This is a genomic window from Sphingopyxis sp. (genome assembly GCF_035998965.1).
Taxonomy (GTDB): domain Bacteria; phylum Pseudomonadota; class Alphaproteobacteria; order Sphingomonadales; family Sphingomonadaceae; genus Sphingopyxis.
The window spans coordinates 40,856-62,764 of sequence record NZ_DASYHE010000093.1 but is presented as its reverse complement, the minus strand read 5'-3'; the positions used below and the strand labels follow the sequence as shown (position 1 = coordinate 62,764).

The following is a 21,909-nucleotide window of genomic DNA, read 5'->3' as shown; positions in this document are numbered from 1 at the left end:
TCGTTGATCGTTTCGAAATTTCCCTCTCCGATCAATTAGGTAGCTCGCCTCACGGCATCGCTGCCGCGTCCCACGCTTTCCCCTTAGCGCCTCTATTGACTTCTGTCGAGAATCGACGGTAAACGTTGACCGTCAAAACGGTAAACGTTGACATAAAATGGGGAGAGGAAATGAGTCTGTCACGCGCGGCTGTTCTGGCGCTGGGAGCGACGTCGCTCGTCGCGCTCGTTTCACCCAATTTTGTCGACCGCGCCGCTGCCCAAACGGTTGACGCAGCTCTGAACGCGCTGGCTACACCCGAAAACTGGCCCGCGCGCGCCGCGACGGTCGTTGCGGATCCGGCGGTGGAACGTCGGGTGGACGCGTTGCTCGCCGCGATGTCGATCGAGCAGAAGGTTGGCCAGATCATCCAGGCCGACATCGCCAGCGTCACGCCCGACGACGTATATCGCTATCATCTGGGTTCGGTGCTCAATGGCGGCAATTCCGATCCGGGCGGCCGCTACAATGCCCCGGCGAAGGACTGGCTGGCCGCCGCCGACGCCTTTTACGCCGCGTCGATGAAGCGCCACGGCACGCTGCCCCGCATCCCGGTGATCTGGGGAAGCGACGCGGTCCATGGCCACAACAATGTCGTCGGCGCGACGCTGTTTCCGCACAATATCGGGCTGGGCGCGGCGCGGAATCCCGATCTTATTCGCCGGATCGGCGCTGCGACGGCGATCGAGATGCGCGTCACCGGGCTCGACTGGACCTTTGCCCCGACACTGGCCGTCGTCCGCGACGACCGCTGGGGCCGCACTTACGAGGGTTTTGGCGAGACCCCCGAAATCGCGACCAGCTATGCTGCGCCGCTGATCGAAGGGTTGCAGGGCAGGATCGGCGACAAGGACTGGCTGCGCGGGCCGCATATTGTCGCCACCGCAAAACATTTCCTGGGCGATGGCGGCACCAGCGGCGGCAAGGATCAGGGCGACGCCGTGATGCCCGAAGCGCAACTCCGCGACCTGTTCAGCCCGCCCTATCTCCCCGCGCTCGACGCGGGCGTGCAGTCGGTGATGATCAGCTTCTCAAGCTGGAACGGCGTCAAAATGCATGGGCATCAGTCGCTGATGACCGGCGTGATGAAGGATCGCTGGAATTTCGACGGTTTCCTCGTCGGCGACTGGAATGGCCATGGCCAGGTCGCGGGCTGCACCGCCACCGATTGTCCCCAATCGGTGGCCGCCGGGCTCGATATGTATATGGCGCCCGACAGCTGGAAAGACCTGTATCGCACGACGCTCGCCCATGCGCAGAACGGAACGCTGCCGATGGCACGGCTCGATGATGCGGTGCGCCGTGTCCTGCGCGTCAAGGTCCGCGCCGGAATGTTCGAAGCGGGCAAGCCGTCGTCGCGGCCCTATGGCGGCCGGTTCGAACTGCTCGGTAGCAAGGAGCATCGCGCCCTGGCGCGCGAAGCGGTGCGCGAATCGCTCGTCCTGCTTAAAAACGCTGGCGGATTGCTGCCGCTCAAGGCGGGTGGCCACATATTGGTCGCGGGCGACGGCGCCGACAATCTGACCAAGCAGACCGGCGGCTGGACGCTCAGCTGGCAAGGCACCGGCACCAAGCGCAGCGACTTCCCCAATGCCCAGTCGATCTGGGAAGGGATCGACGAGGCGGTCAAGGCCGCTGGCGGTACCGCGACCCTCTCGGCCGACGGAACCTATGCGCGCAAGCCCGACGTCGCGATCGTCGTATTCGGCGAAGATCCCTATGCCGAATTTCAGGGCGATCGTCCCGATGTCGGCTATGACGACGCTAAAAACCTGGCCTTGCTGCGTTCGCTCAAGGCGGCAGGCGTGCCGACGGTTGCGGTTTTCCTGTCGGGGCGCGCCATGTGGGTCAATCCCTTCCTCAATACGTCCGACGCGTTCGTCGCCGCCTGGCTGCCGGGATCGGAAGGCGGCGGCGTGGCGGACATCCTGTTCGGCAAAGCCGATTTCCGCGGCAAGCTGCCCTATAGCTGGCCCCGGTCGAGCGATCAGACCGCGGTCAACGTCGGCGACGCCAATTATGATCCACTGTTTGCTTATGGCTTCGGCCTGACTTTTGCCGACAAGGGCAATCTCGCACCACTACCCGAACAACGCGCAACCGCGGCGATAGAGGATCCCGGCACTCTGTTCGCCGCCGGCAAGCCGGGGAGCGGCCGCCGCCTGTTGCTAGGCGCGCCCGGCGCGCTGTCGACCAATCCCGGCCCGCAATTGATCGAAGCGCGCGCCGCCGACCGCACCGCGCAGGAGGATTCGGTACGTCTTCGCTGGACGGGGGCGGGGCATGCCGTCGCGACAATCGCCCAGGACACGCCCGCTGACCTGACACGCCAGACCAACGGTGACCTGGCGCTCGAACTCGAGATGAAGGTCAACGCGGCGCCGTCCGCCGACGTCAGCCTGTTGATGGGCTGCGGCGCAAACTGTGCGGGGGGCATCCCGGTGCGCAGCCTGCTCACCGAAGCGGCGAAGACGGACAGATGGACGCGCATCGCGGTCCCGCTGCGCTGCTTTGAAAAGGCCGGGGTCGACATGGCCCGCGTAGAGATGCCGCTGACGTTCGCAACCGCCGGCAGTCTCGACATTACCTTGTCCTCGGCGCGGATCGTCTCGCCGTCGGGACCACAGCTTGCATGCAAATAAGAAGACAAATTAGGGAGGATGTTATGAACAAGGGAATTTTTGGGCGTTCGGCGCTTCTGGTACTGCTTTCCACCGTCGCCACCGTTCCGGCTTATGCGCAGGAGCCGGTGGCCGCCGAAACGGCCGCCGAGGATCGCGACGATGTGATCGTCGTCACGGCAAACCGCCGCGAGGAAAATCTGCAGGATGTGTCGGGCGTCGTGCAGACGCTGGGCGCCGATCAGTTGCGCCGCGATGGCATCAGCGATCTGCGCAATCTGCAGGTCGCTATCCCCGGCCTCAGCATCTCCAATCAGGAGGGCAATGTCGAAATCTTCATCCGCGGGGTGGGTTCGGCGAACAGCACCGAGCTTGGCGATCCCGGCGCAGCACCCCACCTCAACGGTACCTATATTCCGCGCCCGCGCGGGCTGGGCCTGATGTTCTACGACCTTGAACGGGTCGAGGTGAATAAGGGACCGCAAGGCACGCTCTATGGCCGCAACGCGGTGGCGGGGACACTGAACATCATCACCGCGAAACCGCGGCTCGGCGAATTTGGCGGCTATGCGCAGGCCGAGTTCGGCAACCGCTCGTCCTACGGCGCCGAGGGGGCGATCAATATCCCGCTCGGCGACACCTTCGCGCTGCGCGCCGCGGGCTATTACATCAATCGCGACTTTGGTTTTAAAAATGTCTCGACCGGCGCGCTCGCGAGCGGCCTGAAACCCGCAGGCCTCGAAGAGAATTACGCCGGCCGCCTGTCGCTGCTCTGGGAACCGAGCGACCAGCTCAGCATCTCGATCGTCGGCGACTATGGCAAGGAAACCGGTACTGGCTATCCCGGCGCGAACATCTTCAGCGCCGTTCAGGCGACCGGCCTCCGCCCCGACAAGCTCAACCTCAAAAATGTCGTCTATCGCGGCCTGCAGGGCGAGATGGAAAATGAGCTGTGGGGCGTGCAGGGCAAGATCAATTATGATTTCGGCAGCTTCGGTGCCGAACTGACCGGCAGCTATCGGTCGGTCGATTTCTACCAGGTCAATGCGTCGAGCGAAGGCATCGACTATCCGGGCCGCGACCTGTCGGCGGTCCTTTACGATAATTTCTCGGGCAATTTCTGGCAGACCAAGTCAAAAAGCCAAGTTTATGAGGCGCGGGTGTTTGCCAACGAGGACCAGCGTTTCCGCTGGAACCTCGGCGGCTTCTATTTTAATGAAGACCAGGCGGTCGGCTATCTCGCGCTCGCCGACCGGGGCTATTGCTGCTACTCCGGTACCGAGTTCACGATGCCCGACGTCAACGGCGAAAGCTATGCCTTCTATGCCGATGGCACCTTCGACGTCACCGACCGGCTACGCTTCCTCGGCGGCATTCGCTACACGGACGAGAAAAAGTCGCGTTATGGCATTGGCGGCAACTGGGCGCTGACGCTGGGCGGCGAAGATTTCGCCTGCTGCTTTGCGACCCGCCTCGGGACCGAAGGCTTCAAGCCCAACTTGCTCGACCGGCCCAATTTTGACGTCACGGGCATCAATACGCCGCGCGGTCTGGCGCAATTCCTGATCGAAGGCATCAAGACCCCGGGGCTCCGCGACACGCTGATCCAGCAGATCGGCGCGATCGCCAATGGCACCAACCCGAACGGCACCTGCATCGACCGCCCCGACATCGATAACGGCTTCGTCAATTGCCCGGCGCTCAATCCCTCCAACACGAACGGGGGTTTCAGCTATGCGAACCTGACCATCCCGGGCCAGCAAGTCGGCAGTTCGGCGTTCAACTTCGTTGACTGGCGCGCGGGCATCGAATTCGACGTCAGCGACGACAATATGCTCTATGCCAAGGTTTCGACCGGGCACAAATCGGGCGGCTTCAACGACAGCTTCAACGGATCGACGATCCCCGAAACCTTCAGCCCCGAAAAGCTGCTCGTGTACGAGGTCGGCAGCCGCAACAGCTTCGATGCCTTTGGACGGCGGGCGGTCTTCAACCTCACCGGCTTCTATTACGACTATTCGAACCAGGTGTTTCAGGATCTGACCTGTATCAACCTCGACAGCACCCAGACTCCGCCGGTCTGCAACGGCTATTCGCTGGTCAACCGCAACATCGGCGCATCGCGTATCTATGGCGCCGAAGCCGAGCTGCGCCTGAGTCTGCCGGGCAATTTCGGGCTCGACATCAATGCCGCCTATCTCGACACAAAGATCACGCGCGGCACCGTGGCCGATGCGCGCGCGCAGGATTTTGGCGCGGGCGGCAATTCGCCGCTGATCAGCCTGGTCGGAAACCGTTTGCCGCTGTCGTCGAAGATGAACGTCAGCGCGCGTCTGTCGCAATGGTTCGACGTCGGCCCGGGCCGTCTCGATTGGCAGGCGCTGCTCAACTACCGCTCGTCCTACTTCCTCAGCCAGTTCAACGAGGATGATATCGTGTTCCTGAGCGGGGCGCGGCAGACGTCGCTGGCGGCGGGTTTCCCCGACCGGCAAAAGGGCTATGCGACGCTCAATCTGGGGATCGGCTATACGATCGACAATTTCCGCCTCGAAGCCTGGGCGAGCAACTTCCTAAACGAAGAAGTCTCGCAAAAGGCGCTGGTCGGTTCGTCGCTCAACATCCGCTTCCTGAACGACGCGCGCAGCTATGGTCTGCGGGCGCGGGTGACCTTCTAAAAAAAGGGGCAGCCGCCTGGGCCGCGACGTGGTCTGGGCGGCTGTATTATGCCGGTTGGTACCGCTATGCAGGCTGTAGGTTGGCGAAGGGCGGCGTGCCCAAGCGGAGGCTTGAAAGCATTGGCGATGGACAATGGGGCCGGAGGAGCGGCGCGGCAGCCGCTTGGCTTCCTGCTTCTCTATGCGCTTGCCTATGCGGGCGGCGTTACGGCCTACACCCCCTTTCTCATGCTCGTCCTCCCGGCGCGGATCACCGAACTCGCCGGCGCCGACGATATTGTCTGGTTGGGGTATATCGTGTTCGCGGGCGCGGTCGCGGCCAGCGTTTCGGGCGTCCTGTCCGGATGGCTGAGCGACCGTACCAACAGCCGCCGTCTGTGGGTCGCGGTTGGCATGGTCGCGACGATCCTGCTCCAGCTTGCCATGACGCAGTGCGACAGCATCGGCGCCCTGCTCTGGCTGGTCGTGGCGTGGCAGCTGGCGCTCAACCTGATGCTCGTGCCGCTGATCGCCTGGGCGGGTGACTTTGTTCCGGACACGCAGAAGGGTCTGCTCGGCGGTCTGCTCTCGATTGCGCCCGCACTGGGGGCATGGTCGGGCATTTTGTTCGCCGCCGGGGCGGTGGCCTCGTTCGAGGGCAAAGCCGTGATTATCGCGGCGATGACCGCTGCGTTTATGCTGCCGTTGTTGCTTTTGGGCCAGCCGCGGCGTTTGACCGTGTCGCCGGGCGTATCACCGGCGAGCCAAGCCACGTCGCCGCACCTCACATCGGCGGCGGCCCGCATGTGGGTCGCCCGTCTCCTGATGCAGATTTCCGGCGCGGCGCTCGCCAGCTATCTCTATTTCTGGCTCCGCGCGCTCGACCCCGTGATGGGCGATGGGGAAAAGACCATCTTGTTCGCGGGCGGCCTGTCGGCGTCGATCGTCGTCGCGGTGTTCCTCGGCCGCTGGTCGGACAGATATGGTCATCCTTTTGCAGTCCTGTCCTTGATTTCGGCGCTCGCGGGTTTGGCACTCGCCGCGATGGCGCTTGCCGACGACCCGGCGATGGCAAAGCTTGCCTATGTCCTGTTCGTGATCGCTGGCGCGACCTTTCTGGCGCTGCATGCCAGCCAGACGCTTCGCGTCTTGCGCGACCCCGCACAGCGTGGGCTGGGCATCGGGCTGTTCAACCTCACCAACACCGCGCCGTCGCTCATCATGCCATGGATCGCCATCTCGGTGGTTCCGGGTTTCGGCTTCGGCAGGCTGTTTCTGGTGCTTGCCCTGCTCGCACTGTGCGCCGCCGCGCTGCTGGCGACGATGCCGCGCGATGTGTGATGCACCGGCAACCTTGCGTGGGCGAGCAATCGTGCCGCACGGACGAACCAGCAGACAAGCGAGACTTTGTTCGGATTCTCGGGCAGCATGCCCACGCCGTTTTAGGGAGACATAGACATGGCGATTATGCCGCAGGATAGCGCGATGGATGCGGGCAGCGGAACCGAGCCGGGCGGCCATGTCGATGCCCCCGAGCTGCGTCTGTTCGTGATGGGTCTCTTCTTCATCTTCGGCGGCATCACGTCGCTGAACGATGTGCTGATCCCCAAACTCAAGGAGCTGTTCACGCTCAACTACACCCAGGCGATGCTGGTGCAGTTCTGCTTCTTCACCGCCTATCTGCTGATCGGTATCCCGGGGGCGAAGCTGGTCAAAAAAATCGGCTATATGCGCGGCGCCGTCGCCGGACTGGTGACGATGATGGTCGGCTGCCTGCTCTTCATCCCGGCGTCGCAGACCGCGACCTACGGGCTGTTTCTCTTCGCGCTGTTCGTCCTCGCGAGCGGGGTGGTGATCGTGCAGGTCGTCGCCAATCCGCTGATCTCTCTGCTGGGCAAACCCCAGACCGCGCACAGCCGCCTGACCTTTGCGCAGGCGTTCAATTCACTCGGGACGACCATCTTTCCGCTCGTCGGCGCGGGGCTGATTCTCGGTTCGCTCAAGGATGTGTCGGCGGAGGATTTGTCGGGGGCAGCGCTGGACGCCTACCGCGTCGCCGAGAGCCAGGCGATCGTTCACGGCTATCTCGGGATCGCGGCGGCGCTCGCGGTCGTTGCCGTGGCGGTGTGGATGTTCCGGGGGCGGCTCAAGGACGAGAAGCATGACGCCAGCAGCGGCTTTGCGGGTCTCGATCTTCTGAAGCGGCCGCGCTTCAGCTTCGGCGCGCTGTGCATCTTCCTCTATGTCGGTGCCGAGGTGTCGATCGGCTCGCTGGTCATCAACTATCTCGCGCTCGAACGCGTGCTCGGCCAGCCCGAGTCCGCCATCGGCTGGATGATCGCGCTTTATTGGGGCGGCGCGATGATCGGGCGCTTCATCGGTTCGTGGATCATGTATCTCGGCGTCAGTCCGGGCAAATTGCTCGCGGCGGTGGCGGTCGGCGCCATCGCGCTGATCCTCGTCTCCGCCAGCACCAGCGGGGTCGTCGCGGCCTATTCGCTGCTCGCGATCGGCCTGACCAACGCGATCATGTTCCCGACGATCTTCAGCCTCGCGTCCGAAAAGCTCGGACCCCGCGCCGCCGACGGGTCGGGGATCATCAACATCGCGATCTTCGGCGGCGCCGTCGTCCCGCTCGCCACCGGCGCGCTCGCCGACCTGACCGGCAGTCTGGCGCTGGCGTTGTTGCTGCCCGCCCTTTGCTACGCGGTGATCGCATGTTTCGGCTATTACGCCCGGCGCCCGGCGGTATAGCGCGGCGTCTTGCAACTGAGTTTGGCGTCGGGGATTGACCCGACACCGAAGAGGAGCACTATGACCGAGACCGTAGTCGCAGTCGGTATCGGCGGCACCCATGCGCAACTGGTGATCGCGGAGGTGGCTGGCGGCCGTGTCGTGTCGCTGGGCGAAGCGACGAAGCTGCTCACCGCCCATCACGCCAGCTTCCAAGCCGCATGGTAAGCGTTCGCGCGCCGCGATGGCGGCGTGCCGCGCAGCATTGCGATCGCGGTGGCCGGACCGGTGCGCGGCGACGTCATCCGCTTCACCAACAACCCCTGGCTCATCCGCCCGGCGTTGATCGGCGAAAAGCTTCACGTTGACCGTCAGCAGCTCGTCAATGACTTCGATGCGGTGCGTCATGCCGTCGCAAAGGCCGACGAGGGTTATTTTGCGCGCCTGAGCGGCCCCGACGAGCCGCTACCGGCGACCGGTACCGCCAGCGACAGAGGTCCGGCCACCGAACTGGGGTTTAACCGTCAAAAACCGACATCGATTTCGCAACCGTCGCAAGCGAAGTTCCGGATGTCAGGGCGTCCGATTTCTTGAGTTGGCAGCAAAAAGGTGACTGACCGCTAACGGCCAAAACCTGATCATGATTTCAGTTTTGCGGGCGAGAAGCGGCAGAGCGATGATGTCCAACGCTTCAACACTTTGTTTTTACCTGACTGGGCCGTGATCGGGAAGAGGCCGCGATGTGACCTCGGTTTAACACTTTCAATATGGCAAGCCTATGCCACAATCTACCCCACACTTTGTACTGGATTTAGTCATTCAATGACGGACGGGGACAGATAGAGAAGGGCTTAAAGCATTATAATAGAATAATAAAATGGATGATAACGTCCGAAGTTAAATGAGTATGTCGTTGCGCTAGCCTCCACCACTTCTTCAAGAAGGCCTGCGCAAGCGGGCCTTTTTTGTTGGACGCTAGGGCATCATTGCACGCCGATCCCAACCCGTTCGGCCATTTCGGCATACCGGTTCACAAAATCTCTTTCCTACAATATCTTGCTATGCTTCAAGCTTGCTCATCGGCAGCGTCCGTCTTGCCCTCCACGCAGTCCAGTTGGAACGGGGGCGCGGTTGGGCTGAACTTTGCTGAACTTTGGATTGTCGCGGCAACCGGGCGGCGTCCGGCGCTATGCGGCAATCTCGTCGAACAGCGGTTCCAGCGCAATGGGGTCGGCCAGCGTGATGCGGTCGAGGATCGATGCGGTGTCGTCGCGGACCTTTAGCATCAGGCTGCGCAGGCGGCATTCGGCTTCGGGCAGGCAATTCTTGCAATGTTCGTGCGCGTTGCGCGACGCGCACGGAACGAGCGCCAGCGACCCGCGGGTCAGGCGGACGAGGTCGCCATAGCTGATGTCGATCGGTGGCAGGGCAAGCTGATAGCCCCCATCGCGGCCACGTTGCGAAATAAGCAGGCCCTCGCGCGCCATCTCCGACAGGATGACAGTCAGGAATTTGGGCGGGATATTCTGTGCCTCCGCAATATCCGCCAGCTGCACCTGCCCCTTGCCCCAATGGTCGGCCAGATGCTGGAAAGCGCGGATCGTATAGCGGGTCTTTTGCGAAAGCATGGCGAGTTAGTGTGACAAATTCAGGCTTAATTCAACCTGTCTGGATGAGATTTTGCCAAGAGTTGATGAAAATCACAGCGGATGGCATGAACGCCGCATACTAGTGCAGTCAGGATGCTGTTAGCGGCAAGGATTTGGGGTGGAGCGGATGATGCATAAAATCTGGGGTGCCCCTGCCGTGCTGGCAGCGTGTCTGCTGGCGATCGCCCCGGCGCAAGCCCAATTCGGCGGGTTGTTGCGCAAGGTGACGACGCCGGCGCCCAAGCCGAGCAGCGACGACAACGGCGGCTGTCCCAAGGGCAAGAAGGGCAGCAGCATCGGCCGCAATATCCTGGGCAATGTACTGAACGACGCGGTCGGCGATGCGGCGAGCAAGGCGGGCGTGTACAGCTATGTACCGATTGGCGAAGTCAGCGGGACACTGACCGACGCGATCGCCTGCCGCCTCGATCCCGCCGAGCAGGTGCAGGCGGCCGCCGCGACCGAGGAGGTGACACGCGGGGAGGAGGTCGGCGCCACGTCGAACTGGACCAGCGCGACGCGGCCCGAGGTTAACGGATCATCGACCGTTGCGGCGCGCAACGACCTCGCCGACGGCACCCGCTGCATGAACGTCACCGACATCATCATCGTCGAAGGCGAAGAAACGCGCGTCAGCAAACGGATGTGCAAGGAACCGGGTGCATCGCGCTATGTCCTTGCCGCATAAAGTCGTTCGCGTGGCGCTCGCGGCGGGGCTGCTCGCCAGCCTGACCGGCGCCGCGAAGGTCAAGATGGACCCGGCGAATCCAACCTGTCCGCTGACCCCTGATTGGTCGGCCAATACGACGATGCAGCTGACCCCGGTGGTCAAGGGCGGCGCCAAGGTCCTGCTGGCCGAGGGGCGGATCGACGCGGGGCTGCCCGACCGGTTGAAAGCTGCGCTGGCCGCGAATCCGGACGTTGGCGAGGTGTGGCTGCGCTCGCCTGGCGGCGATGCGCGGGCGGGCAATGCAGCGGGGCGGATCATCCGCTCGAACTTCGGTCTGACGACGCGCATCCCGTCGGGCTGGGCGTGTTTCAGCGCCTGCAATTTCATCTTCATGGGCGGGCAGCCGCGCGTGATCGACCCGGGCGGATTGTTCATCGTCCATATGTTCACGCGCACCGGCGACCGCAGCACGATCGACATGAGCGTCGCGATGGGGACCGAGGCGACGCGCGAACTGATCGGCGACATCGAGCAGGACGCGGCGCTGCTCGCCAGCGAGGACAATGATTTCCTGATCCGCATGGGCGTGTCGCGCAAACTGCTGACGGAGGTTATGTATCAGCAAAAGGCGCTCGCCAACGCCGACGACAAATCGACGCGCCGCTGCCTGACGCAGGCCGAGGTCAAATCGTACAACGTTGCAAATAACAACGAATAAGATAGGCTGACCTCAAATACAGGAGAGGCTGCCATGACCGATATGACGCACGATCACGCCACGTTCCGGTCGATGATCGACGGAACGCAGGAAGATTGGGACATCATTGCGCGCGAACAGAAAGAGTTTGCGCCGCAAAATGGCAAGCGCATCCTCGATCATCTCAAGCTGCTCGGCGGGGATTATGGCGGATTTCCGGTCGACCGTCTGGAGCATTGCCTGCAAACCGCGACGCGGGCGCACAGGGATGGCCGCGACGAGGAATATGTCGTGATGGCGCTGCTCCACGACATCGGTGACACGCTGGGGGCGTTCAACCACCCCGACGTCGCGGCGGCGATATTGAAGCCTTTCCTGTCAGAGGAAAATCTGTGGATCGTCCAGCACCACGGCATTTTCCAGGGCCATTATTTCTTCCACTATATCGGCCTCGACCGCGACATGCGCGACCAGTTCAAGGACAGTCCGCATTATGCGGCCTGCGCCGAATTCTGCGAAAAATATGACGCGCCGGCCTTCGACCCCGATTACGACAGTGAGCCGCTGGCGTTTTTCGAGCCTATGGTGATGCGGATCTGTTCCTATCCAAAAACGAGCATCTACAAGAAGGTGATGGTCGAGGAAGCGGCGGCGTAGGCCCTCAAGAAGACCGCCGCCGACTTTCCGATTCCGTTCGTGTCGAGCGAAGTCGAGACACCTCTCGGTTTTGCGCTGGCTTTCGGGGTGCCTCGAAATTGCTCGACACGGACGGTTTAGCTTGGGTTATTTCCCTTTGAACGCCGTCTTCCGCTTCTCGACGAACGCCAGTACGCCTTCGACCGCGTCGGCGCTGTTCCCTGCGATGAACTGGCCCTTCGCCTCGCCATCGAGCGTCTCGGCGTAGCTTTGCGACAGTCCGTCGCGCAGGATTTTGCGCATTGTGCCGAGTGACACGGTCGGCCCATTCGCAAGCCGCGCCGCCAGCGCGCGCGCTTCGCTCAGCAGGTCGGCATCGTCGACGCACTTGTAGACCATACCCCAATCGGCGGCCTGTTCGCCCGAGATTTTCTCACCCAGCATCATCATCTGCGTCGCGCGCGGCAGGCCGATCAGGCGCGGCAGCAGCCATGACGAACCGCCGTCGGGAACGAGCCCGATATTGACAAAGGCCTGAAGGAAATAGGCGCTTTTGCCCGCGATCGTGAAGTCACCTGACAAGGCGAAGCTGCACCCGACGCCTGCTGCCGGACCGTTGACAGCGGTGATGACCGGAATGTCGAGATTCGCGAGCGCGAGCAGCATCGGGTTATAATGGTTGCGCAGTGCCTTGCGGCTATTCGCGCCGCCGCCAACCGCCGACGCCGCTCGATCGCCGCCCAGATCGGCCCCCGAACAGAAGCCGCGCCCCTCGCCGGTGATGAGGAGCGCACGCACCCCAAGCCCGGGCAAATGGTCGAGCGCCTCCCGAATATCGTCGGCCATCGCGGGCGGCATCGAATTGAGCCGGTCAGGGCGATTGAGCGTGATCGTCGCGACATTGTCGGCGATTTCCAGCTTGATCGTGTCGAAGGTTGGGATGTCAGTCATGGGGAAGAAATCCTCTCGCGTCTTTACCTTTACGTTCACGTAAAGTTGTGACTCATTTGACTGACAAGCGCAAGGGGGAAGGGGGCAATCAGTCGTTGATAAGCCCCAAATCCTTGGGCCCGAACGCGGCCGGGAGTAACGCGCTGAGCTTGTAGGTGTTCACCGTCGCGCCATCGCCCGACGCGCAGTGAACGAGGATGTCGGTTTTTGAGCGCTCGGCGGCTTCGTTCAATATCTGGCGGCAGCGACCGCACGGATTGACGGGATCCGTCCCCAGCAGCGCATCGCCATCAGGACGACCTCCGATGATCGCGACTTCGGCGAGTTCGCCGATCCAGCCTTCGTTGGCGATTTTGGCCACCGCCGCGGTTTCGGCGCACAGCGTCAGGCCATAGCTGGCGTTCTCGACATTGGCGCCTGTGACGACGTCGCCGTTTTTGAGCAGCAGGGCGGCGCCGACATGGAAACCCGAATAAGGCGCATAGGCACGGCGCGCGGCATCGCGGGCGGCGGCGATCAGTTCATCACGGGCTTCGGTCATGGTCAATTTCCTTCCGGGCGGACGACGTTCCAGCCGACCGTGCCATCGGCGCCCGAAAGGCGCACATAGTCATTCGCCTGCCACATCGCCCAAGGATGCGCGGCATAATCGGGTTCGAAGAAATCGCGGCGCAGCCAGATGGTGCGCGCGATGCCTTTGGTCACCTGATAATCGCTCTCGAACGCAGGACCGGGGGCGATCAGGCTGCGCTTGCCCATATGCGCCTCGATCTGCGCCAGAAAGGTCGCCAGTTCGGACAGCAGCAAAGCGCGCGTTGGGCGGTCGGGGCAGCGGTCGTCATAATCGAGCCACACGACGGCGGGCAGCGCGTCGGCGCGGCGCGGCACGTGGCGGATGAAATTGGCCGCCTGATCAGTGGCGAGCTGGCAGAGGCTGTAGCGGTGGATCGCGCCGGTCTGCACCCCCGCCTCGCGCGCCGCAACCATGTTGCGGGTAAATTTGGCGTCGATGCCGCGGGTGCCGTCGGTGCCCATCACATAAGCAAAGTCGGCGCCTGCGGCCTTGATCGATCCCCATTGGACGTCGCCATTTCCCGCGTCGATCGTCACCCCCTGCGTCGGATAGATCGCCCGATCGGGGGTCCAGCGCGCCGCCCACCACAGCGCAAGGCCGGTCGCCAGTAGCAGCAGGACGATGGCGGCACCGATGCGCCGTAGCAGACGCGCAAGCGCTCCACGCCAATTGCCACCGGGGGTGGCCGAATCTTTGCGTTTGATGGCCCCCGTCGCCACGCCTCAACCCTTGATGTGCAGGACGCAGATCAGGGTGAACAAGCGCCGCGCGGTGTCGAAATCGACCGCGATCTTGCCGTCGAGCCGGTCCATCAGCATCTCGGCCGCTTCGTTGTGCAGGGCGCGGCGCGCCATATCAACAGTTTCAATCTGCTGCGCGGTCGAGGTCTTGATGGCCTGATAATAAGAATCGCAGATGGCGAAATAGTCGCGGATCGGACGACGGAACCGGCCCAGACCTAGGATGATCGCCTCGAGCGGCGATCCGTCCTCACGGCTGATTTCGAAAATGAGCCGCCCTTCCTCGACGCGCAGCATCAGGCGATAGGGGCCCGCATAGCCGTCGGCATGGCCGCGCTGCGGGACAAATTTGTTATCCTCGATCAGGTCGAAGATGGCGACGCGCCGTTCCTGCTCGACATCGGGATTGCGCCAGACGATCGAACCCTCGTCGAGTTCGACCGAAATGATGCGCTGTTTGGAAGGGTCTGCGTCGGCCATGCTGCCTGTGCTTCTACTTGGCGCGGGGCGAAGGGCAAGCCGACTTATTCACAGCATTCCACAGTTATGATAGGCTGATCGACATCGCCGGTTGCGCCTCATGGGGCACCGGCCCATTAAAGCGCCAATGCCAGAGCTAGCCATTTTTTCGACCCCGGTCGCCACCGGAAACGACCGCCAATTGCCCCGCAATATCGAGGCGGAGGCCGCGTTTCTTGGCGCGATTCTGATCGACAACCGAGTCGTCGAGGATCTGCCCGTCGCGCTGACCCCCGATCATTTCTTCGAGCCGCTCCATGGCCGCATTTTCCAGCAGACGATGGCGCTGATCGAACGCAACAGCATCGCGACGCCGGTGACGCTGAAGCCTTATTTCGAAGCCGACGAGGCGATGAAGGCGGTCGGCGGGGTCGGTTATCTGGCGCAGCTCACCGGCAGCGGTGCCGGGCTGATCGGCGCGCGCGACTTTGCCAAGCAGATTTACGACCTCGCCTTGCTCCGCGAACTCGCCGGCGTCGGGCGGGTGCTGGTCGAAAATGCGCTCGACACCAGCGAGCGCGTCGATCCGCAGGCGCAAATCGAAGAGGCGGAAACCGCACTGTACCGCGTCGCGGGCGGCGAGGCCGAAATGGGTTCGGTCAAAAGCTTCAGCCAGGCCAGCCTGACCGCGTTGCAGGCGGCCGAACGCGCGCTCAACTCGGGCGGCCATCTGTCGGGGATCACCACCGGGATTTCGAGCATGAACGCCAAGATCGGCGGCATGCACAATTCGGATCTGATGATCCTCGCCGGGCGTCCCGGCATGGGCAAGACCTCGCTCGCCACCAATATCGCCTATAATGCTGCCGAACGGTGGCGCCGCGACGAGGATGACGGAATACCGCCTGAAAAGAATATGGGCGCCAAGGTCGCCTTTTTCAGCCTCGAAATGTCCGCCGACCAGTTGGCGACGCGCGTCCTCGCCGAACAGTCGGGGGTATCGGGCGAGGCGCTGCGCATGGGCAAGATCAGCAAGGAGCAATTCCAGCAGCTGTCGCGTGCGGCACAGCAGCTCCAGACATTGCCGTTGTTCATCGACGACACCCCGGCGCTGACGATCGCGGGGCTGCGGACGCGCGCGCGGCGCCTCCAGCGGCGGCACGGCATCGGCCTGATCATCGTCGATTATCTCCAGTTGCTCGCGGGCAGCTCGAAAAGCGGCGACAATCGCGTGCAGGAAATTTCGGAAATTTCGCGTGGTTTGAAGACGCTGGCAAAGGAACTTCATGTCCCGGTGATGGCGCTGTCGCAGCTGAGCCGTGCGGTTGAACAGCGCGAAGACAAGCGTCCGATGCTGTCCGATCTGCGCGAATCGGGCTCGATCGAGCAGGACGCCGACATGGTGCTGTTCGTGTTTCGCGAGGATTATTACGTCGGTTCGCGCGAGCCCAAACGCCCGATGGAGGGCGATGATGTGAAGATCCACGCGGCGCACGAGGAATGGGCGGCCGAAATGGAGCGCGTATTCGGTCTGGCCGAAGTGATCGTTGCGAAATCACGCCATGGTTCGACGGGCAAGATCCGCCTGCACTTTGAGGCGAAGACGACGAAGTTCAGTGACCTAGCTGACGAAAGTCAGGCGTTTGCGGATTATGAGTAGCGAATAGCGCCAACCTAATTCCGCTCGTGTTGAGCGCTCGAAGGACCGTTCTTCCGTTCAACGTCGAAAGAAAGAACAGCCCTTCGACAAGCTCAAGGCAAACGGCGTTGGCTATGCGGTCGGCCTCTCAGAACGCCGGATCGTTCGCCGGGTCATCGCCAATCGGCGACACCGCTTCATGGATGCCGCATTCGGTCTTGTCCCAGCCGCGCCAGCGGCCCGAGCGCGGGTCTTCGCCCGGCAGAACCTTGGACGTGCAGGGTGAGCAGCCGATCGACGGGTAGCCTTGCGACTCCAGCGGATGGCGCGGCAGGTCGTGCGCTTCGAAATAGGCGTCGAGGTCGGCGCGCGTCCAGTTGGCGAGCGGGTTGAATTTCAACCGGCCGGTGCCGCCGTCGAGCTCAAAGCGCGGCAGGCCCTGGCGCGTCGATGACTGGAAGCCCTTGCGCCCGGTGATCGACGCATCGAAACCCGCCATCGCCTTTTCGAGCGGCTTGACCTTGCGGATTTCGCAGCAGCCGTCGGGATCATAGGACCAGCGCAGCTCGGTGGAGTCCTTAGCCGCCAGATCTTCGGGATCGGGGGTCAGGTTGACGATATTGAGCCCGAGCCGCGCCGCCAGCGTGTCGCGATATGCGAGCGTTTCGGGAAAATGCTTGCCGGTGTCGAGGAACAGCACAGGCATGTCGGGGGCAACTTGCGCGACGAGGTGCAGCAGCACCGCGCTTTCGGCGCCAAAGCTGGAGACGATCGCGGTATCGCCGAGCAACCCCGCGCCGAAGACGCTGGCGACGACTTCGGCGGCGTCCTGGCCGCGGAACAGATTGTTCAGGCGGATGACATCGGCGTCGGTGAAACGCGGCGCGACGTCGATGCGATCGCGGATTCGATCATTCCCAACCCCGTTCGCATCGAGCGCAGTCGAGATGCTGCGCGTCGGCGCGCTGCCGCCGGGTGTCTCGACTTCGCTCGACACGAACGGAATTCGCGGATCGGCTTTATCCATGCCGCAATTTCCAGATTGGCACCGCACCGTCGGCGGCGCCCTGATAATGTTCGGGCCAGCGCGACAGCGCCGCCTCGACATCGGCTGGGTTCAGGTCCTTTTCGGGCGCGAAGCTGTCGAAACCGCAGCGCTTCATATAGCCAATCTGGTCGACCAGAACGTCGCCCTGCGCGCGCAACTCGCCTGTGTAACCCGCCTCACGCAGGATGCGCGCCGACGAATAGCCGCGGCCATCGCGAAATTTCGGGAAGGCGACCTCAATCAATTTCAACCGGTCCAGATAGGGGATCAACGCGCGTGCATCCTCATCCGACTCGAGCCGGACCGCGGTCGCGTTCGACTGTTCGAGGAAGGCGTCGAGCGTGACGCAGGGTTCCTCGCCATCGGCTTGCAGATGCTCAACCATAGATCGCCTCCTTGAACGGCGCCATGCCGACGCGGCGATAGGTGTCGACGAAGCGCTCACCATCGGTGCGTTCGGCGAGATATTTGTCGGTCACACGCTCGATCGCATCGACGATACCGTCCTCGTCGAAACCGGGGCCGGTGATCGTGCCGAGCGACACATCCTCGGCGCCCGAACCACCGAGGAGAAGCTGGTAATTTTCCGTGCCTTTGCGATCGACGCCGAGGATGCCGATGTGGCCCGCGTGGTGATGCCCGCAGGCGTTGATACAGCCCGAAATTTTCAGCTTCAACTCGCCGAGATCGCGCTGCCGCGCCGGGTCGGAAAAGCGCTGCGCGATCTTCTGCGCGACCGGGATCGAACGCGCGTTGGCGAGGCTGCAATAATCGAGCCCGGGGCAGGCGATGATGTCGCTGATCAGGTCGAGGTTCGGCGTCGCGAGGTCCGCTGCGTCCAGCGCCTGCCAGATCGCGAACAGGTCGGCCTTGCGGACGTGCGGCAGTACGATGTTCTGCGCGTGGGTGACGCGCAGTTCGTCGTGGCTGTAGCGTTCGGCGAGGTCGGCCATCAGGTCGATTTGCGCCGAGCTCGCATCGCCGGGAATGCCGCCCAAGGGTTTCAGGCTGATGTTGACGATCGCGTGGCCCGGCACCTTGTGCGCCGCGACATTCTGGTCGACCCAGACCGCGAAGTCGGGGTCGCTGCGGTCGATCTCGTCGGGCGCACTGGCATCCAGCGGCGGCATCGCGAACTGCGCCGCGATGCGGTCAAATTCGGCCTTCGGCGGATCGATGCCGAGCGACTTCACATGGGCAAATTCTTCCTCAACCTGGCGGCGATATTCATCGGCACCCAGCTCGTGGATCAGGATCTTGATCCGCGCCTTGTAGATATTGTCGCGGCGACCATAGCGGTTGTACACGCGCAGGCACGCCTCGGTGTAGCTCAAGAGATCGTCGAGCGGCACGAAATCCTTGATCAGCGGCGCGATCATCGGGGTGCGGCCCATGCCGCCGCCGACATAGAAAGCGGCGCCGTGGACGCCGTCCTTCTCGACGATCTGGATGCCGATGTCGTGGAGGCGCATCGCAGCGCGATCTTCCTCGGCAGCGATCACCGCAATCTTGAACTTGCGCGGCAAATAGCTGAATTCTGGGTGGAAGCTCGACCATTGCCGCAGCAGCTCGGCCCAAGGGCGAGGATCGGTCAGCTCGTCGGCGGCGGCGCCCGCCCACTGGTCCGAACTGATGTTGCGGATGCAATTGCCGCTGGTCTGGATCGCATGCATTTCGACCGACGCTAGGTCGGCGAGAATATCGGGGGCATCCTCCAGCTTGATCCAGTTATACTGGATGTTCTGGCGGGTGGTGAAATGGCCGTAATCGCGGTCATATTTGCGCGCTATATGCGCGAGCATCCGCATCTGGCGGCTGTCGAGCGTGCCATAAGGGACCGCGACGCGCAGCATATAGGCGTGGAGCTGGAGGTAGAGGCCGTTCATCAGGCGCAGCGGCTTGAACTGATCCTCGGTGATCTCGCCCGCCAGACGGCGTTTCACCTGATCGGCGAATTCGGCGACGCGCGCATCGACCATCTGCTCGTCATATTCGTCATATTTATACATGTCAGATCACCCAGTCGCCGGCCGTGGGATCGGCGGGTTTCAATGTCAGGTCGGGACGCACGGTCGGGCCGAGCGCGCGGATGCGGTCCTTGATATGCGCGGGGCGCGGGCCGTCGGGGGTGGCTTCGCCAGCGATGATATAGGGCGCGTTGACGCGGCGCGCGGCTTCCTCGACCGCGAGGATCGCCTCGCCAGCCTCACCGACGTCAGCGGCATCTTCGATATGCAGCGACCAGTCGGTGCCGGTCCACCAGGTGACAAACCCTGTTTTCAGGTCGTTGCCGGTCAGCAGTTTCATGCAAAATTCCCCAATTTTTCAGCGACGCCGGGGGCGCCGAGGCAGTCGAGCGCGTCTGCGCGCACCGCGACCTTGCCGACGATGATCAGCGCCGGGCTCTTCACCGCTTCGCGCGCGACCAGATCGCCAAGGTCGGTGAGCAGCGTGCGCAGGACGCGCGCGTCGGCGGTCGTCCCACGCTCAATCACCGCGACGGGCAGGTCTGGCGACACGCCGTCGGCGATCAGCTTGTCGGCGATCGCGGTCGCGGTGGCGATGCCCATGTAGATGACGAGGGTGCGGCCATGGCCCGCGAGGCCCGACCAATCCTGTTCGCTCAAATCCTTGCACTGACCCGCGACAAAGCTGACCGCGCTCGCGTCGTCACGGTGGGTGAGGGGAAGGCCCGCCTGCGCGGCACAGCCCATTGCGGCGGTGATGCCGGGAACGACTTCGCAGGAGACGCCTGCTTTGCGCGCAGCATCGAGTTCCTCGCCGCCGCGCCCGAAGATGAACGGGTCGCCGCCTTTGAGCCGCACGACCTGTTTCCCGGCCAGCGTTTCGCGCACCAGCAGTTCGTTGATCAGTTCCTGCTTCATCGTGTGGCGGCTGCGCTGCTTGGCGACGCTGATGCGTTCGACATGCGGCGGGATCAGCGCGAGCACGTCGTCGCCGACCAGCCCGTCATGGACGACGAGATCGGCACTCGCCAGCAACCGCGCAGCACGCAACGTCAGCAGGTCGGGATCGCCGGGACCGGCGCCGACCAGCCATAACTTGCCCGAAGGAGAGGGGGTCTTTTCCATGCACGATAGATGATGGCGTGGCCGCCGAATGGCAAAGCAGGCTTTATTGACGCTGATGAAGGTAAAATTGCGCCGACATTCTTCCACTCGTCATTGCGAGCGCAGCGAAGCAATCCAGATCGAAATAGCCCAATCTGGATTGCTTCGCTTCGCTCGCAATGACGGGTTGCTAATTGTAGTTCTTCGGAATCAACCGCGCACCTTCGGGATCGCGCAAACCGACACCGATTGAAGCGCGCAGCGCGTCGCTTTCCGCACTCGCGACCGGATAAGCGCAATAATCGGCGGCGTAGAAGGCGCTCGGCCGATGATTGCCCGACAGGCCGATCCCGCCAAAGGGCGCGGCGGACGAGGCGCCGTTGGTCGGGCGATTCCAGTTGATCACCCCGGCGCGGGCGTTGGCCCAAAACTGGTCGTACAGCTGCGGGGTGCCGCCGACGAGGGCCGCCGACAGGCCGAACGCGGTGTTGTTCGCCTCGGCAATCGCTGCCTCGAACGTCTCGACCCGGATGACTTGCAGCAAGGGGCCGAACAGCTCGATATCGGGGCGTTCGGGCATCGATGTCACATCGATGATGCCGGGAGTCAGGAACGGTCGTCCGGCAATCGGGCGTGTCATGTGGCGGATCACCTGGCCGCCGTTCGACATCAGGATCAGGAAGCTTTCGGTCAGCCCGTCAGCCGCCTCATTGTCGATCACCGGCCCCATATAGGGCGCCGGGTCGGCGTGCGGATGGTCGACGATCAGCCGATTGGTCAGCGCCTTGACCTCTTCGATCAGCGCGTCGGCAAGGCTGTCGCGCACGATCAGCCGCCGCGCGTTGCTGCACCGCTGTCCGGCGCTGAGGAACGCCGATTGAACGACGATGATCGCGGCGGTGCGAGTGTCCGCGGTGTCCCACACGACGATCGGATTGTTGCCGCCCATCTCCAGCGCCAGCATCTTGCCGGGCTGGCCCGCGAACTGGCGGTTGAGCGCGAGCCCGGTGCGCGCCGAGCCGGTGAACAGCAGCCCGTCGATGCCTTGGTGTCCCGCCAGCGCCTTGCCGGTGTCGGGGCCGCCGACGATCAGCCGCAGCACCTCCTGCGGCACCCCGGCGCTGTGGAACAGCTCGACCAGCTTAGCGCCGACCGCTGGCGTTTTTTCGGACGGTTTGAACAGCACCGAATTGCCTGCGATCAGCGCCGGAACAATATGGCCATTCGGCAGATGGGCGGGGAAATTATACGGGCCGAGCACCGCCAGCGCGCCATGCGGTTTGTGGCGCACCGCGTTGCGCAGTCCCATCGCGCCCTCGATCCGCCGGTTCGGGGTGCGTTCGCCATAGGATTTCACCGAAATATCGACTTTGGCCACCACCGATTCGACCTCGGTGCGCGCTTCCCAGAGCGGCTTGCCGGTTTCGCGCGCGATGAGGTCGGCGAGCATTTCGCCCTCGGCTTTGACCCGATCGGCAAATCGGCGCAGCGTTTCAGTGCGGAAGGTGACCGCTTTGGCCGCCCATTCGGGCCAGGCGCGCCGTGCAATCGCGACCTCATCGTCGACATTGCTGACCGCGCCGCGCCACAGTTCTTCACCGGTTGCGGGTTCGAAGGAAAGCAGGGTGTCACTCATGGTCGCCCCGGTCTTATCGGCGAAAGCCGGTGGCGGCAACCTGCGCTGCTGCCTGGTACGATGGATTGCTTGCGCCGCGCGGCTGGGTTGGC

21 protein-coding genes are annotated in these 21,909 nt (G+C 63.2%); 10 read left to right on the top strand and 11 right to left on the bottom strand.

Translation table 11 applies throughout. From position 1 onward, the window contains the following. The first annotated feature begins 170 nt into the window (after nucleotides 1-170). The 6 genes from VGN68_RS16555 to VGN68_RS16530 all read left to right on the top strand — a co-directional run bounded on the left by VGN68_RS16555 (nucleotide 171) and on the right by VGN68_RS16530 (nucleotide 8,641). Nucleotides 171-2,681, top strand: coding sequence for an exo 1,3/1,4-beta-D-glucan glucohydrolase (locus VGN68_RS16555; protein ID WP_327478124.1), 2,511 nt, complete (start codon nucleotides 171-173; stop codon nucleotides 2,679-2,681). A 23-nt stretch (nucleotides 2,682-2,704) separates the two neighbouring features. Then, entirely contained in the window at nucleotides 2,705-5,335 is a 2,631-nt protein-coding gene (locus VGN68_RS16550) for a TonB-dependent receptor (RefSeq protein ID WP_327478122.1), read from the top strand. Nucleotides 5,336-5,461: 126 nt separating this feature from the next. Next, nucleotides 5,462-6,655, top strand: coding sequence for an MFS transporter (locus VGN68_RS16545; RefSeq protein ID WP_327478120.1), 1,194 nt, complete (start codon nucleotides 5,462-5,464; stop codon nucleotides 6,653-6,655). Nucleotides 6,656-6,772: 117 nt separating this feature from the next. Beyond that, nucleotides 6,773-8,068, top strand: a complete 1,296-nt coding sequence (locus VGN68_RS16540) for a sugar MFS transporter (protein WP_327478118.1) — start codon at nucleotides 6,773-6,775, stop codon at nucleotides 8,066-8,068. Between the two features lie 60 nt (nucleotides 8,069-8,128). Further along, entirely contained in the window at nucleotides 8,129-8,275 is a 147-nt protein-coding gene (locus VGN68_RS16535; protein WP_327478116.1) for a hypothetical protein, read from the top strand. Between the two features lie 24 nt (nucleotides 8,276-8,299). Then, nucleotides 8,300-8,641: a glucokinase gene (locus VGN68_RS16530; protein WP_327478114.1), complete on the top strand. Its 342-nt coding sequence runs from the start codon at nucleotides 8,300-8,302 to the stop codon at nucleotides 8,639-8,641. Between the two features lie 593 nt (nucleotides 8,642-9,234). Here the strand turns inward: VGN68_RS16530 and VGN68_RS16525 are convergent. Beyond that, nucleotides 9,235-9,675 carry an Rrf2 family transcriptional regulator gene (locus VGN68_RS16525; RefSeq protein ID WP_327478112.1) on the bottom strand — a complete coding sequence of 147 codons (441 nt, stop codon included), beginning with the start codon at nucleotides 9,673-9,675 and terminating at the stop codon, nucleotides 9,235-9,237. A gap of 151 nt (nucleotides 9,676-9,826) precedes the next feature. On the opposite strand from VGN68_RS16525, the gene VGN68_RS16520 reads away from it, so the two are divergent. Genes VGN68_RS16520 through VGN68_RS16510 form a run of 3 tightly spaced genes read left to right on the top strand, consistent with a single transcriptional unit; the run spans nucleotide 9,827 to nucleotide 11,720 of the window. Next, nucleotides 9,827-10,384: a hypothetical protein gene (locus tag VGN68_RS16520; protein WP_327478110.1), complete on the top strand. Its 558-nt coding sequence runs from the start codon at nucleotides 9,827-9,829 to the stop codon at nucleotides 10,382-10,384. After that, nucleotides 10,368-11,084, top strand: coding sequence for a hypothetical protein (locus VGN68_RS16515; RefSeq protein ID WP_327478108.1), 717 nt, complete (start codon nucleotides 10,368-10,370; stop codon nucleotides 11,082-11,084). Before VGN68_RS16520 ends, VGN68_RS16515 begins: the two co-directional genes overlap by 17 nt. Nucleotides 11,085-11,117: 33 nt before the next feature. Next, complete coding sequence (locus VGN68_RS16510; protein ID WP_327478107.1) at nucleotides 11,118-11,720, top strand: HD domain-containing protein; 603 nt, start codon at nucleotides 11,118-11,120, stop codon at nucleotides 11,718-11,720. Between the two features lie 126 nt (nucleotides 11,721-11,846). Here the strand turns inward: VGN68_RS16510 and VGN68_RS16505 are convergent, their stop codons facing one another. From VGN68_RS16505 to VGN68_RS16490, 4 genes are all read right to left on the bottom strand, one after another. Continuing rightward, complete coding sequence (locus tag VGN68_RS16505; RefSeq protein WP_327478105.1) at nucleotides 11,847-12,650, bottom strand: enoyl-CoA hydratase-related protein; 804 nt, start codon at nucleotides 12,648-12,650, stop codon at nucleotides 11,847-11,849. Between the two features lie 88 nt (nucleotides 12,651-12,738). Further along, nucleotides 12,739-13,191 (bottom strand): cytidine deaminase, encoded by a 453-nt coding sequence (locus tag VGN68_RS16500; RefSeq protein WP_327478103.1) that lies wholly within the window; start codon nucleotides 13,189-13,191, stop codon nucleotides 12,739-12,741. A 2-nt stretch (nucleotides 13,192-13,193) separates the two neighbouring features. Further along, complete coding sequence (locus VGN68_RS16495; RefSeq protein ID WP_327478101.1) at nucleotides 13,194-13,943, bottom strand: glycoside hydrolase family 25 protein; 750 nt, start codon at nucleotides 13,941-13,943, stop codon at nucleotides 13,194-13,196. Nucleotides 13,944-13,946: 3 nt separating this feature from the next. After that, nucleotides 13,947-14,444, bottom strand: a complete 498-nt coding sequence (locus tag VGN68_RS16490) for a UPF0262 family protein (protein WP_327478099.1) — start codon at nucleotides 14,442-14,444, stop codon at nucleotides 13,947-13,949. Nucleotides 14,445-14,571: 127 nt separating this feature from the next. Here VGN68_RS16490 and VGN68_RS16485 point away from each other — a divergent pair, with 127 nt between their 5' ends. Then, complete coding sequence (locus VGN68_RS16485) at nucleotides 14,572-16,083, top strand: replicative DNA helicase (protein WP_327478097.1); 1,512 nt, start codon at nucleotides 14,572-14,574, stop codon at nucleotides 16,081-16,083. Between the two features lie 127 nt (nucleotides 16,084-16,210). Here VGN68_RS16485 and VGN68_RS16480 read toward each other — a convergent pair whose 3' ends face one another. From VGN68_RS16480 to astD, 6 genes are all read right to left on the bottom strand, one after another. Next, nucleotides 16,211-17,089, bottom strand: a complete 879-nt coding sequence (locus VGN68_RS16480) for a phosphoadenylyl-sulfate reductase (RefSeq protein WP_327478095.1) — start codon at nucleotides 17,087-17,089, stop codon at nucleotides 16,211-16,213. Beyond that, nucleotides 17,082-17,495, bottom strand: a complete 414-nt coding sequence (locus VGN68_RS16475; RefSeq protein WP_327478093.1) for a DUF934 domain-containing protein — start codon at nucleotides 17,493-17,495, stop codon at nucleotides 17,082-17,084. The genes VGN68_RS16480 and VGN68_RS16475 overlap by 8 nt, the downstream gene beginning before the upstream one ends. Then, nucleotides 17,488-19,119 carry a nitrite/sulfite reductase gene (locus VGN68_RS16470; protein WP_327478091.1) on the bottom strand — a complete coding sequence of 544 codons (1,632 nt, stop codon included), beginning with the start codon at nucleotides 19,117-19,119 and terminating at the stop codon, nucleotides 17,488-17,490. The genes VGN68_RS16475 and VGN68_RS16470 overlap by 8 nt, the downstream gene beginning before the upstream one ends. Nucleotide 19,120: 1 nt before the next feature. Next, nucleotides 19,121-19,417: a DUF2849 domain-containing protein gene (locus VGN68_RS16465; protein ID WP_327478089.1), complete on the bottom strand. Its 297-nt coding sequence runs from the start codon at nucleotides 19,415-19,417 to the stop codon at nucleotides 19,121-19,123. Beyond that, entirely contained in the window at nucleotides 19,414-20,202 is a 789-nt protein-coding gene (cobA, locus tag VGN68_RS16460) for a uroporphyrinogen-III C-methyltransferase (protein ID WP_327478087.1), read from the bottom strand. The genes VGN68_RS16465 and cobA overlap by 4 nt, the downstream gene beginning before the upstream one ends. Nucleotides 20,203-20,371: 169 nt before the next feature. Further along, the gene (astD, locus tag VGN68_RS16455; protein ID WP_327478085.1) at nucleotides 20,372-21,817 is read right to left on the bottom strand and encodes a succinylglutamate-semialdehyde dehydrogenase; all 1,446 of its coding nucleotides are present in this window, start codon (nucleotides 21,815-21,817) and stop codon (nucleotides 20,372-20,374) included. Between the last annotated feature and the right edge of the window lie 92 nt (nucleotides 21,818-21,909).

Bases quoted from the DNA above. Each gene is read 5' to 3' on its own strand.
- VGN68_RS16545 (WP_327478120.1), top strand. From the start codon at position 5,462: ATGGACAATGGGGCCGGAGGAGCGGCGCGGCAGCCGCTTGGCTTCCTG.
- VGN68_RS16470 (WP_327478091.1), bottom strand. From the start codon at position 19,119: ATGTATAAATATGACGAATATGACGAGCAGATGGTCGATGCGCGCGTC.
- VGN68_RS16550 (WP_327478122.1), top strand. From the start codon at position 2,705: ATGAACAAGGGAATTTTTGGGCGTTCGGCGCTTCTGGTACTGCTTTCC.
- VGN68_RS16505 (WP_327478105.1), bottom strand. From the start codon at position 12,650: ATGACTGACATCCCAACCTTCGACACGATCAAGCTGGAAATCGCCGAC.
- VGN68_RS16490 (WP_327478099.1), bottom strand. From the start codon at position 14,444: ATGGCCGACGCAGACCCTTCCAAACAGCGCATCATTTCGGTCGAACTC.
- cobA (WP_327478087.1), bottom strand. From the start codon at position 20,202: ATGGAAAAGACCCCCTCTCCTTCGGGCAAGTTATGGCTGGTCGGCGCC.
- VGN68_RS16500 (WP_327478103.1), bottom strand. From the start codon at position 13,191: ATGACCGAAGCCCGTGATGAACTGATCGCCGCCGCCCGCGATGCCGCG.
- VGN68_RS16465 (WP_327478089.1), bottom strand. From the start codon at position 19,417: ATGAAACTGCTGACCGGCAACGACCTGAAAACAGGGTTTGTCACCTGG.
- VGN68_RS16480 (WP_327478095.1), bottom strand. From the start codon at position 17,089: ATGGATAAAGCCGATCCGCGAATTCCGTTCGTGTCGAGCGAAGTCGAG.
- VGN68_RS16520 (WP_327478110.1), top strand. From the start codon at position 9,827: ATGCATAAAATCTGGGGTGCCCCTGCCGTGCTGGCAGCGTGTCTGCTG.
- VGN68_RS16485 (WP_327478097.1), top strand. From the start codon at position 14,572: ATGCCAGAGCTAGCCATTTTTTCGACCCCGGTCGCCACCGGAAACGAC.
- VGN68_RS16475 (WP_327478093.1), bottom strand. From the start codon at position 17,495: ATGGTTGAGCATCTGCAAGCCGATGGCGAGGAACCCTGCGTCACGCTC.
- VGN68_RS16555 (WP_327478124.1), top strand. From the start codon at position 171: ATGAGTCTGTCACGCGCGGCTGTTCTGGCGCTGGGAGCGACGTCGCTC.
- VGN68_RS16540 (WP_327478118.1), top strand. From the start codon at position 6,773: ATGGCGATTATGCCGCAGGATAGCGCGATGGATGCGGGCAGCGGAACC.
- astD (WP_327478085.1), bottom strand. From the start codon at position 21,817: ATGAGTGACACCCTGCTTTCCTTCGAACCCGCAACCGGTGAAGAACTG.
- VGN68_RS16510 (WP_327478107.1), top strand. From the start codon at position 11,118: ATGACCGATATGACGCACGATCACGCCACGTTCCGGTCGATGATCGAC.
- VGN68_RS16515 (WP_327478108.1), top strand. From the start codon at position 10,368: ATGTCCTTGCCGCATAAAGTCGTTCGCGTGGCGCTCGCGGCGGGGCTG.
- VGN68_RS16535 (WP_327478116.1), top strand. From the start codon at position 8,129: ATGACCGAGACCGTAGTCGCAGTCGGTATCGGCGGCACCCATGCGCAA.
- VGN68_RS16525 (WP_327478112.1), bottom strand. From the start codon at position 9,675: ATGCTTTCGCAAAAGACCCGCTATACGATCCGCGCTTTCCAGCATCTG.